General features: G+C 46.8%; 8 protein-coding genes. 7 read left to right on the top strand and 1 reads right to left on the bottom strand.

What is annotated here, in order from left to right:
* The first annotated feature begins 123 nt into the window (after nt 1–123).
* The 7 genes from xerD (at nt 124) to lpdA (ending at nt 11,155) form a co-directional block, all read left to right on the top strand.
* Nucleotides 124–1,032 carry a site-specific tyrosine recombinase XerD gene (xerD, locus tag AACQ42_RS07660; protein ID WP_013857679.1) on the top strand — a complete coding sequence of 303 codons (909 nt, stop codon included), beginning with the start codon at nt 124–126 and terminating at the stop codon, nt 1,030–1,032.
* Between the two features lie 13 nt (nt 1,033–1,045).
* Entirely contained in the window at nt 1,046–1,819 is a 774-nt protein-coding gene (locus tag AACQ42_RS07655) for a thioredoxin fold domain-containing protein (protein ID WP_094165881.1), read from the top strand.
* A 41-nt stretch (nt 1,820–1,860) separates the two neighbouring features.
* Entirely contained in the window at nt 1,861–3,600 is a 1,740-nt protein-coding gene (recJ, locus tag AACQ42_RS07650; protein ID WP_094150049.1) for a single-stranded-DNA-specific exonuclease RecJ, read from the top strand.
* A 428-nt stretch (nt 3,601–4,028) separates the two neighbouring features.
* Nucleotides 4,029–4,796, top strand: a complete 768-nt coding sequence (pdhR, locus tag AACQ42_RS07645) for a pyruvate dehydrogenase complex transcriptional repressor PdhR (RefSeq protein WP_013857676.1) — start codon at nt 4,029–4,031, stop codon at nt 4,794–4,796.
* A 53-nt stretch (nt 4,797–4,849) separates the two neighbouring features.
* On the top strand, nt 4,850–7,525 hold the full coding sequence (gene aceE, locus AACQ42_RS07640; RefSeq protein ID WP_094165880.1) for a pyruvate dehydrogenase (acetyl-transferring), homodimeric type: 2,676 nt from the start codon (nt 4,850–4,852) through the stop codon (nt 7,523–7,525).
* Between the two features lie 18 nt (nt 7,526–7,543).
* Nucleotides 7,544–9,427 (top strand): pyruvate dehydrogenase complex dihydrolipoyllysine-residue acetyltransferase, encoded by a 1,884-nt coding sequence (gene aceF / locus AACQ42_RS07635; RefSeq protein ID WP_094165879.1) that lies wholly within the window; start codon nt 7,544–7,546, stop codon nt 9,425–9,427.
* Between the two features lie 300 nt (nt 9,428–9,727).
* Nucleotides 9,728–11,155, top strand: a complete 1,428-nt coding sequence (gene lpdA / locus AACQ42_RS07630; RefSeq protein WP_013857673.1) for a dihydrolipoyl dehydrogenase — start codon at nt 9,728–9,730, stop codon at nt 11,153–11,155.
* A gap of 118 nt (nt 11,156–11,273) precedes the next feature.
* Here the strand turns inward: lpdA and AACQ42_RS07625 are convergent, their stop codons facing one another.
* Nucleotides 11,274–11,891, bottom strand: coding sequence for a LuxR/HapR/OpaR family quorum-sensing transcriptional regulator (locus AACQ42_RS07625; protein WP_017043694.1), 618 nt, complete (start codon nt 11,889–11,891; stop codon nt 11,274–11,276).
* Nucleotides 11,892–12,162: the final 271 nt, after the last annotated feature.

Here is a 12,162-nt window from a genome sequence, read left to right as displayed (position 1 = left end):
GTGAATTCTAACCATAAAATGACGCGCTTTGCAGCGATTATCCTGCCGATGATGTTTTTTTATGGTATTAAACCAGTGGCTCACATAACCTGAGCAACTCGATTTTCACCACAGAGGTTTGATGTGTCTGAATATATTTCTCCTGATCAAGGGGTTGTGGAACAGTTTTTAGATGCGATGTGGATGGAGCGTGGTTTAGCTGAAAACACGCTCTCATCGTATCGCAATGATCTGACGAAATTGTTGCAATGGATGCAGCACAATAATTATCGCCTTGACTTTATTAGTGTCACTGGTTTGCAGCAGTACCAAGCGTGGCTCGCGGATCAAGACTATAAGCAAACCTCGCGGGCACGTATGTTGTCGGCGATTCGTCGTTTATTTCAATATCTTCACCGTGAGAAGCTCCGCGGCGATGATCCGAGCGCGCTCTTAATTAGCCCTAAATTGCCGCAGCGTCTGCCTAAAGATTTATCCGAGCAGCAAGTGGAAGATCTATTGAATGCTCCCGATACCAATAATCCTCTAGAATTACGTGACAGAGCGATGTTGGAACTCTTGTATGCAACAGGGCTACGGGTGACCGAATTGGTTTCACTGACCATGGAAAATATCAGTTTACGTCAAGGCGTAGTAAGAGTGATTGGTAAAGGTGGCAAAGAGCGTCTTGTACCGATGGGCGAAAATGCCGTTGATTGGATTGAAACTTTTCTTGAACAAGGGCGGTCTACTTTGCTGGGCGAACAAACGTCGGATGTGGTTTTCCCCAGCCGACGAGCAAGGCAGATGACTCGTCAAACCTTTTGGCACCGAATTAAACACTACGCAGTGATCGCACAAATCGATGTGGAAAAACTCTCTCCACACGTATTAAGGCATGCTTTTGCCACGCATCTACTCAATTACGGTGCCGATTTGCGTGTAGTGCAAATGCTGCTCGGTCATAGTGACTTATCGACCACGCAAATTTATACTCATGTTGCGACTGAGCGACTTAAACAATTACATAGCGAGCACCATCCAAGGGCTTGAAAAGGTGAATTTAATGAGCGTATTACGCCAACTGACTCTTCTTACATTTCCACTTTTTGCTGTGGCGTGTAACGCCGAAACCACAGAGCAAGTGACGTCAACGGCTGTGCAAGCGGCTGCGCTTGATAAAACGGTTTTTGAACAACGTTTTTCTAAACTCGGATTGGAAGTACTGAGTGTTCAAGCCTCTGATATTCCGGGAGTGATTGAAGTGCAAACTTCCGGTGGCGTGCTGTTTTCTGCGCCTGACGCGAGCCATTTTATCGCCGGAACCTTGTATGAATTAGATAAGAATGGTGGTTATGTCGATGTGTTAGCCAAACGCCAAGCGCCCGTTAATGCGGCGAAGATCGCGCAGTTTGAATCGAGTATGATCGAATACAAAGCCGCCAACGAAAAATACGTGGTGACTGTTTTTACTGATATTACCTGTGGTTATTGCACTCGTTTGCATAGTCAAATGAAAGGGTATAACGACCTAGGGATCACCGTGCGCTATATGGCTTACCCGCGTCAAGGCGTTACGGGGCAGGTAGCTGATCAAATGGCCGCTATCTGGAATGCAGATGATAAAATGGCAGCGATGAATGAGGCCAAAACCAATCATAAGTTGCCAGAAGCAGGACAGAACATTCAACAGGCTAAGCAGTTGATTACCAAGCACTATCAGCTCGGGCGTGAGTTAGGCATCAACGGCACGCCTGCGATTTTCCTACCGAATGGCGAAATGGTTGGCGGTTATTTACCACCAGAGCAATTGTTGCAACGCCTTCAGCAGATTCAATAACTTTAGGAGTCGGGCTTGAGTGTTCTTGAGCCCGCTGATTTATGATTGAAATAAAACAAAGACCAGCCCCCGATCTTTCGCAACTCCCTGACACGATTCCTACACTGCTTAAACGTATCTATATCAACCGTGGTATCACAAACCTTGAACAACTCGACAAGGCCGCGAAAGCACTGCATTCCTACCAACAATTAGGTGGTATAGAGCAAGCGGTACAACTACTTTTTCACGCCATCGAGCAGCAGCAGCGCATCATAGTCGTCGGGGATTTTGATGCTGATGGCGCAACCAGTTGCGCTTTATCTGTTTTGGCGTTGCGAATGTTGGGATCGCACAATGTGGACTATCTCGTGCCTAACCGTTTTGAAGATGGTTATGGCTTAAGCCCTGAAGTGGTCGATCAAGCGATTGAGCTTGGCGCGCAGATGATCATGACGGTCGATAACGGCGTCTCCTCTATCGACGGGGTGCGTTATGCCAAGCAGCAAGGGCTGACCGTCTTGGTGACCGATCACCATTTACCGGGACACGAGTTGCCAGAGGTTGATGCGATGGTGAATCCCAATTTGGCTAACTGCCCGTTTCCCTCGAAGGCATTAGCTGGCGTAGGGGTGGCTTTCTATTTGATGATGGCGCTGTGCGTGCATATGCGAAAAAACGGCTGGTTTACTCGACAAGGTATGAGTGAACCCAAGTTGATGGAGCTGATTGACTTAGTCGCACTGGGTACTGTCGCTGATGTTGTGCCGCTCGATGAAAACAACCGCATTTTAGTGTATCAAGGTTTGCAACGCATTCGCGCCGGGCATGCAAGGCCGGGTATTCAAGCTTTGATTGAGGTTGCTAAACGTGACGCGAGGCGTTTAGTTGCCTCGGATTTTGGCTTTGCGTTAGGGCCACGCATCAATGCGGCAGGGCGCTTGGATGATATGTCATTTGGCGTTGAGCTGCTAATGTGCAATGACATTCACGCTGCGCGTAGAATGGCTAGTGAGCTGGATGGCCTTAACCAAACTCGCAAAGAGATTGAAGAGGGGATGAAGCAAGAGGCGCTGGCTTTTTGTGAGCGCCTGCAACTGAGTGAAAATAGCGAATTGCCACACGGCTTAGTACTGTTTCAGCGCGATTGGCACCAAGGTGTGATTGGTATTTTAGCCTCACGTATTAAAGATAAATACCATCGCCCTGTGATTGCGTTTGCCGATGGTGGCGATGGCAGTATCAAAGGGTCATGCCGCTCTGTTGCTGGGTTACACATGCGCGATGTGCTGGATCGCATTGATACACAAAACCCCGGTTTAATCGTCAAATTTGGTGGTCACGCGATGGCGGCAGGTTTAACTATTGCCGAAAAAGAGTTTGAGCGTTTTGCTGAGCTGTTTGATCAAGCCGTACGTCGCGAGTTAGATGAAAGCGCGCTCAAGGGCGTGATTTTATCCGACGGGGAGTTAACACCTGAAGAGTTCTCGATGCACACCGCTGAAACCTTGCGTTCCGGCGGCCCATGGGGGCAGGCGTTTCCTGAACCTCTCTTTGACGGTGAGTTCAAACTATTGCACCAAAAGCTGGTGGGAGAAAAGCATTTGAAACTGATGCTTGAGCCGTTATTCAAAGGCCACCCAACCAATATTATGATCGATGGTATCGCTTTTAATGTCGATTTAAGACGCTGGCCAGATGCGTCGGTGAAAACGGTGCGTCTTGCGTATAAGCTTGATATTAATGAGTTTCGCGGCAATCAGTCATTGCAATTGATGATTGATCACCTCGAAGCGAAGTAACGGCTTGATATTTCTCTTCTTTCGATGCGTGACATAACCTTCCCTCCCCTAGAAAGGAGATCTCAACGAATGTTTGCTCTTACATTCCCTCCCCTTATTAGGGGAGGGTTAGGGTGGGGTGTCTCTTTTGATTGATTTTGTATTTTTCGAATTACCCCCTCCCAGCCTCCCCCTAGAAGGGGGAGGAGCCAAAGAATGTTTCCCCATTTCTAGCCCATCATTTCCCCATCTGTATTCATTTTGTAATTGGTCTGACCAATAATATTGCTGTTTTAATCGACTATTGTTATCAAAGTGTTTAGGCGTGGGCTGTTCTATGATTTAGGTCAACTTTTGGCTGGACAGCTACGTTTTAATTATGTTAATTTCTGCACCAACTTGAAATTGGTATTACCAATTGACTGCAAAGAGTAGAAGAATAATAAATTATGGCTTATCAAAGGATTCGTCAGCCAAAACTCTCTGATGTAATTGAACAGGAGTTAGAAAGGCTGATAGTGGAAGGAACACTCTCTCCGGGGCAACAATTGCCTCCAGAACGAGAACTGGCAAAACAGTTCGAGGTGTCTCGTCCATCCATTCGTGAAGCCATTCAACGCCTCGAAGCCAAGCGTTTATTAACCCGCCGTCAAGGTGGAGGTACGTTTGTCAGTGAGAACATTTGGCAGAGTTTTTCTGATCCTCTGCTAAATTTATTGTCTAGCCACTCTGAAACCCAGCTCGATCTATTGGAATCGCGCCACGCGATGGAAGGTATTTCAGCTTATTTCGCAGCATTGCGTGGTACTGAGGAAGATTTTGCTCGCATTCAAGCCTGTTTGGCGAGAATTGGTGAACAACAAGCGAAAAAAGAGGTCGAAGCAGAGGCGTCTGCGGTGGTCGCGTTTTTAGTCGCTCTCACTGAAGCGGCCCACAACGTGGTGCTTTTGCATATTGTTCGCAGCCTCGCTCCTTTGCTTGAGCAAAATGTTCTACAGAATTTAAAACTATTACACCGCCGCCATGAAGTGGTGGAGAAAGTAAGTAGACACCGAGCTAATATCGTGGATGCGATCGTTTCTGGTCAGCCGGAAAAGGCGCGCGAAATGTCCCATTCTCACTTAGCTTATATCGAAGAAACATTGCTGGATTTGACCAAAGAAGAGTCTCGTCGTGAGCGTTCGTTGCGCCGAATTCAGCAGGGTAATGAGTCGTAACCTACGGCGAATTGCTTGTTTTATAGATCCAACCAATAGAAGGATAGATCGCCATGTCTGACATGAAGCATGACGTAGATGCACTGGAAACTCAGGAATGGCTAGCCGCCCTTGAGTCAGTTGTACGTGAAGAAGGTGTAGAACGCGCTCAGTTCTTACTTGAGCAAATTCTAGATAAAGCACGTCTAGACGGTGTTGATATGCCAACCGGTATTACCACGAACTACATCAACACCATTCCAGCTGCGCAAGAACCAGCATACCCAGGTGACACAACGCTTGAGCGTCGCATTCGCTCAATCATCCGTTGGAACGCGATTATGATCGTTCTACGTGCATCGAAAAAAGACCTCGATCTTGGCGGCCACATGGCGTCATTCCAGTCTTCTGCTTCGTTCTACGAAACATGTTTTAACCACTTCTTCCGTGCGCCTAATGAAAAAGATGGCGGTGACTTGGTTTATTATCAAGGTCACATCTCTCCAGGGATCTACGCACGTGCGTTCGTTGAAGGCCGCCTAACGGCTGAGCAACTTGACAACTTCCGCCAAGAAGTGGATGGCAAAGGTATTCCTTCCTACCCACACCCGAAATTGATGCCTGAATTCTGGCAATTCCCGACCGTATCTATGGGTCTGGGGCCAATTTCTGCAATCTATCAAGCGCGTTTCCTCAAATATCTTGATGGCCGTGGTATGAAAGACACTTCTGAACAGCGTGTATACGCGTTCCTAGGTGATGGCGAGATGGATGAGCCAGAATCACGCGGTGCGATTTCATTCGCCGCTCGTGAGAAGCTTGATAACCTATGTTTCCTTATCAACTGTAACTTGCAACGTCTAGACGGCCCGGTCATGGGTAACGGTAAGATCATCCAAGAACTTGAAGGCCTATTTAAAGGCGCAGGTTGGAACGTTGTTAAAGTGATTTGGGGTAACAACTGGGATTCTCTACTGGCGAAAGACAGCACAGGTAAGCTGCTTCAGTTGATGAACGAAACCATCGATGGTGACTACCAAACATTTAAAGCGAAAGATGGTGCTTACGTGCGTAAACACTTCTTTGGTAAATACCCAGAAACAGCGGCGCTTGTTGCTGACATGACTGACGATCAAATTTTCGCGCTTAAGCGTGGTGGTCACGAGTCTTCTAAACTGTACGCAGCCTTTACTAATGCTCAAGACACGAAAGGCAAGCCAACCGTGATTCTGGCGAAGACCGTTAAAGGTTACGGCATGGGTGAAGCGGCAGAAGGTAAGAACATCGCTCACCAAGTGAAGAAAATGGACATGACTCACGTGCTGCAACTGCGTGATCGTCTTGGTCTACAAGATCTTCTAACAGATGAAGCTGTGAAAGAGTTGCCATACCTAACATTGGCAGAAGGCTCGAAAGAGCACGAATACTTACACGCTCGCCGTAAAGCGCTAAAAGGTTACACACCTCAACGCTTGCCTAAGTTCACTCAAGAACTTGTGATTCCAGCGGTTGAAGAGTTCAAGCCTCTGCTTGAAGAGCAAAAACGTGAAATCTCAACCACAATGGCATTTGTCCGTGCGTTGAACATTTTGCTCAAAGATAAGAGCATTGGTAAAAATATTGTGCCAATCATTGCAGATGAAGCACGTACTTTCGGTATGGAAGGTCTGTTCCGTCAAATCGGTATCTATAACCCACACGGTCAGAACTACACTCCTCAAGACCGCGACATCGTTTCTTACTATAAAGAAGCGACTTCAGGTCAGGTACTGCAAGAAGGGATCAACGAGCTGGGTGCTATGTCTTCATGGGTTGCTGCTGCAACTTCATACTCGACAAACGATCTGCCAATGATTCCGTTCTACATCTACTACTCTATGTTTGGTTTCCAACGCGTTGGCGACATGGCATGGATGGCAGGTGACCAACAAGCACGTGGTTTCCTATTGGGCGCTACCGGTGGTCGTACGACGCTGAACGGTGAAGGTCTACAGCACGAAGATGGTCACTCGCACATATTGGCGGCAACGGTCCCTAACTGTCTTTCTTACGATCCAACATTTGCTTACGAAGTTGCAGTCATCATGCAAGACGGTATTCGCCGCATGTATGGCGATCAAGAGAACGTGTTCTACTACCTAACGCTGATGAACGAGAACTACGCAATGCCTGAAATGCCACAAGGCGCTGAAGAAGGTATTCGTAAAGGTATCTACAAATTAGAAAGCTACGCTCCACAAGGAACGACTGGCTCTAAAGGTAAAGTTCAGTTAATGAGCTCAGGTACGATCATGAACGAAGTACGCAAAGCGGCTCAAATCTTAAGTGATGAGTACGGCGTGGCTTCAGATGTTTACTCAGTAACATCATTCAATGAAGTTACTCGTGATGGCCAAGCATGTGAGCGTTACAACATGCTTCACCCTGAAGCGCAGCCGCAAGTACCTTACATTCAAACGGTAATGGGTAGCGAGCCTGCCATCGCAGCAACTGACTACATGAAGAACTACGCTGAGCAAGCGCGTGCGTTTATCCCGGCTGAATCATACAAAGTACTAGGTACTGATGGTTTTGGTCGTTCTGATAGCCGTGAAAACCTACGTCGTCACTTCGAAGTGAACGCAGGTTACGTGGTGGTTGCCGCGCTAAGCGAACTAGCGAAACGTGGTGATGTTGAGAAATCAGTTGTGGTTGAAGCGATTAAGAAATTCAACATCGATACTGAAAAAACAAACCCGCTATACGCTTAATTAAGGTAGGAAAGAATAATGGCAATCGAAATTAATGTACCGGATATTGGTGCGGATGAGGTTGAAGTTACTGAGATTCTTGTCAGCGTTGGCGACAAGGTTGAAGAAGAGCAATCTCTTATTACTGTAGAAGGTGATAAGGCTTCTATGGAAGTACCAGCTTCTCAAGCGGGTATTGTAAAAGAAATCAAAGTAGTCGCTGGCGATAAAGTATCGACCGGTTCACTTATCATGATTTTTGAAGCAGAAGGCGCTGTGGTCGCAGCGCCAGCAGTGGAAGCTGCACCGGTTGCGGCTCCTGCTGCCGCGGCTGTCGCTGAACTTAAAGAAGTTCACGTGCCAGATATCGGCGGTGATGAAGTGGAAGTCACTGAAATCATGGTCGCAGTCGGCGATTCAATCGCAGAAGAGCAATCTCTACTGACGGTTGAAGGTGACAAAGCCTCAATGGAAGTACCTGCTCCATTTGCTGGTGTACTGAAAGAGATCAAAGTGGCCGCGGGCGATAAAGTATCGACAGGCTCACTGGTGATGATCTTTGAAGTGGCGGGTTCTGCTCCGGCGGCAGCCTCTGCTCAAGTGGCAGCACCTGTAGCTGCAGCACCAGCCGCTTCGGCAGCAAAAGAGATCCACGTACCGGATATCGGTGGTGATGAAGTCGAAGTGACGGAAATCATGGTGGCGGTTGGCGATACCGTGAGTGAAGAGCAGTCTCTTATCACCGTTGAAGGCGATAAAGCATCAATGGAAGTTCCTGCGCCGTTTGCTGGTGTTGTGAAAGAGATCAAAGTTGCAGCTGGCGATAAAGTGTCAACAGGCTCTCTTATCATGGTGTTTGAAGTTGCCGGTGCAGCGCCCGTTGCCGTAGCGGCCCCTGCGCAAGCAGCGGCTCCAGCAGCATCAGCGCCAAAAGCGGAAGCGGTAAAATCAGCGGTGGCAGCACCTGCCGAGTTTGAAGAGAACAATGAGTACTCTCACGCATCACCTGTTGTGCGCCGTATTGCGCGTGAATTTGGTGTTAACCTAGCGAAAGTCAAAGGTTCTGGCCGTAAGAGCCGCATCCTAAAAGAAGACGTGCAAAACTACGTGAAAGAAGCGCTGAAGCGTCTTGAATCGGGTTCTGCCGCAGTGGCTTCTGGTAAAGGTGATGGCGCCGCGCTTGGCTTGCTACCTTGGCCAAAAGTGGACTTCAGCAAGTTTGGTGACACAGAAGTAAAACCGCTTTCACGTATTAAGAAGATCTCTGGTGCTAACTTGCATCGTAACTGGGTGATGATCCCACACGTTACCCAATGGGATAATGCGGATATCACCGAGCTTGAGAACTTCCGTAAAGAGCAAAATGCGATTGAAGCGAAGAACGACACTGGCATGAAGATCACCCCACTGGTGTTCATCATGAAAGCGGTAGCGAAAGCACTAGAAGCATTCCCATCGTTTAACTCTTCACTTTCTGAAGATGGCGAAAGCTTGATTCTGAAGAAGTACGTGAACGTGGGCATTGCTGTTGATACGCCAAATGGTCTTGTTGTTCCTGTCTTCAAAGATGTGAACAAAAAAGGCATTTATGAGCTATCAAGAGAGCTGGCTGAAGTATCGAAGAAAGCCCGTGCAGGTAAACTGACCGCTGCAGACATGCAAGGTGGCTGTTTCACTATCTCTAGCTTAGGTGGCATCGGCGGTACAGCGTTTACGCCGATCGTTAACGCGCCAGAAGTCGGTATCCTTGGGGTATCTAAGTCTGAGTTTAAGCCAGTGTGGAACGGTAAAGAGTTCGAACCACGCCTACAACTGCCACTATCATTGTCATACGATCACCGTGTGATTGATGGTGCGGAAGGTGCACGTTTCATCACATTCCTAAATGGCGCGTTATCAGACATTCGTCGTCTGGTTCTGTAAGCCAAGTTTAGTGAAAGAGAGGGCGGCCGTTAAAGCCGCCCTTGTTAACACGAATAATTGAACAATTGGATTATGAAGGGTTTTTTCTTAATCGAATTGTCGTCTAGCTCACAGGCTAAATGGATTTACTTTTCACACCATTAACATCTCTGTAAACTGTTGCGGTCTGAAAATAATTCGTTTTAATTCATTTGTTTTAAGTAATTGGCTCAGTCATGGGTTTAATTCATTGGATTAAACACTAAAAACAACGAGAACATCCACTCAGCCTGTTAGGGATAATGACTACAAGAGGTCAAAATGAGCAAAGAAATCAAAGCCCAAGTCGTCGTACTTGGTGCCGGTCCTGCTGGTTACTCCGCTGCATTCCGCTGTGCAGACTTAGGTCTTGAAACAGTACTTGTTGAACGCTACAGCACCCTTGGCGGTGTGTGTTTGAACGTGGGTTGTATCCCATCAAAAGCGTTGCTGCACGTTGCAAAAGTTATCGAAGAAGCGAAAGCATTGGCCCAGCACGGTATTGTGTTTGGTGAACCACAAACGGATATCGATAAAATCCGCCTTTGGAAAGAAAAAGTTATCAACCAGTTAACGGGCGGTCTTGGCGGCATGGCGAAGATGCGCAAAGTGACGGTCGTGAACGGTTTCGGCAAATTTACTGGCCCTAACGCCATTGAAGTTGAAGGTGAAGACGGCAAAACCGTGGTTAACTTTGATAACGCCATCGTTGCAGCTGGCTCTCGTCCAATTAAACTGCCATTCATTCCTCATGAAGACCCACGCATTTGGGATTCAACGGATGCACTTGAACTGAAAGAAGTTCCTGGAAAACTGTTGATCATGGGTGGTGGTATCATCGGTCTAGAAATGGCGACGGTTTACCACTCGCTAGGTTCTAAGATTGATGTGGTTGAGATGTTTGACCAACTTATCCCAGCGGCGGATAAAGACATGGTTAAAGTCTACACCAAACGTATCAAAGATAAATTTAACCTGATGCTTGAGACCAAAGTAACCGCTGTTGAAGCAAAAGAAGATGGTATCTACGTTTCAATGGAAGGCAAAAAAGCACCAGCGCAAGCTGAGCGTTATGATGCCGTTCTTGTTGCTATCGGCCGCGTACCAAACGGTAAGCTGATGGATGCTGAAAAAGCAGGTATTGAAGTGGATGAGCGCGGCTTTATCAATGTTGATAAGCAAATGCGTACTAACGTTCCTCATATCTTCGCGATCGGTGATATCGTTGGTCAACCAATGTTGGCGCACAAAGGTGTGCATGAAGGCCACGTAGCGGCAGAAGTAATTTCTGGTAAGAAGCACTACTTCGATCCTAAAGTTATCCCTTCAATTGCGTACACTGAGCCAGAAGTGGCTTGGGTTGGTAAAACTGAAAAAGAAGCCAAAGCAGAAGGCATTAACTACGAAGTCGCGACATTCCCATGGGCAGCTTCTGGCCGTGCTATCGCTTCTGATTGTGCTGACGGTATGACTAAGCTTATCTTTGATAAAGAGACTCACCGCGTGATTGGTGGCGCTATCGTCGGTACTAACGGCGGCGAACTGCTTGGTGAAATCGGTTTGGCTATCGAGATGGGTTGTGATGCAGAAGATATCGCTTTGACGATTCATGCTCACCCAACGTTACATGAATCGGTAGGCCTTGCTGCGGAAGTATTTGAAGGCACGATTACTGATCTGCCAAACGCAAAAGCGAAGAAGAAAAAGTAACCTCAACGCTGATGCGTTAAATTACTGGTTCGTTAAATTGCCGGTTCGTAACATAGTAAAAAACCGCTGAATTCAGCGGTTTTTTTATGCTCATAATTCAGAGACTAGGAAGTTAAGCCTAGTGATCTTTTTTATAGATGCAGAGCATGCTGAGGTAGCTTTTCACGAGTACACCCATGCTGGCTTCGTCTTGTATGCGATTTGCTTGTACAAATAGTGAGTAGAAGATACCAAGAAAGAGCGTAGCAAGATGTTCTGGCTCATGTTGATCGCACACTTCGCCACGTTCAATGGCTTTGATAAACATATTTTGTACCAAAAGTTGATTAGTACGGTTGGTGGAGACAAAAAGTGGCCACACTTCTTCGCGCGTTGAAGCGCTCCATTCAAACCATACTTTTAACCAGTGACAATCTTCAATCACAAGAGAAATCATCTTAGTGGTGATGTTGGTTAAGTTATCTTTCGCATGCAAATCAAGATCAATATTATCTGCGAGGAAGTTTGAAAACTGACGTACAACATGAGTGAGTACGTCGTCGACTAAATCTTCTCGGGTTGGAAAGTAGTTAAAGACAGTAGCGACTGAAACTTGGGCGATTTCAGCAATATCTGCGTGGCCACCTCGGCCTATTCCCCGTGTTGCAAACACTTCAAGGGCGATTTCCATCAGTTGAAGTTTGCGTTTTTGTGGTGATAAGCGAGTTCTGGGACGTTTTTCTATCGATGTTTCCATGAGTTCTTAATCCTTGCCAATGACTGTTGAATTGAGCTTTTCGCTCTAATGATTATTTTGTTAGTTGCTTTAAAGCTTTATGAGTGTACTGCTGCATATGGTTGAGGTCAACGTTTCGAGTTTGTTTTTTGTGCGATCGTGTTAAATCCCATCAGATTCAACGTGTTTTATTGTATCTTTTATTGATGTGGCGTATTTGTGGTGAGCGTGTCTGCGGCAGCGTAGGAGCTTTATTTCATCATATCCAGAGTTTTGCTAATTATTTAACTAT

The organism is Vibrio sp. V12_P9A6T4 (assembly GCF_963874835.1).
Taxonomy (GTDB): domain Bacteria; phylum Pseudomonadota; class Gammaproteobacteria; order Enterobacterales; family Vibrionaceae; genus Vibrio; species Vibrio anguillarum.
This window is presented reverse-complemented; position numbering and strand designations above follow the sequence as displayed.

Excerpts from the sequence above, each read along its gene's own strand:
- AACQ42_RS07655 (WP_094165881.1), top strand. The coding sequence starts at position 1,046 with ATGAGCGTATTACGCCAACTGACTCTTCTTACATTTCCACTTTTTGCT.
- recJ (WP_094150049.1), top strand. The coding sequence starts at position 1,861 with ATGATTGAAATAAAACAAAGACCAGCCCCCGATCTTTCGCAACTCCCT.
- pdhR (WP_013857676.1), top strand. The coding sequence starts at position 4,029 with ATGGCTTATCAAAGGATTCGTCAGCCAAAACTCTCTGATGTAATTGAA.
- aceE (WP_094165880.1), top strand. The coding sequence starts at position 4,850 with ATGTCTGACATGAAGCATGACGTAGATGCACTGGAAACTCAGGAATGG.
- aceF (WP_094165879.1), top strand. The coding sequence starts at position 7,544 with ATGGCAATCGAAATTAATGTACCGGATATTGGTGCGGATGAGGTTGAA.
- lpdA (WP_013857673.1), top strand. The coding sequence starts at position 9,728 with ATGAGCAAAGAAATCAAAGCCCAAGTCGTCGTACTTGGTGCCGGTCCT.
- AACQ42_RS07625 (WP_017043694.1), bottom strand. The coding sequence starts at position 11,891 with ATGGAAACATCGATAGAAAAACGTCCCAGAACTCGCTTATCACCACAA.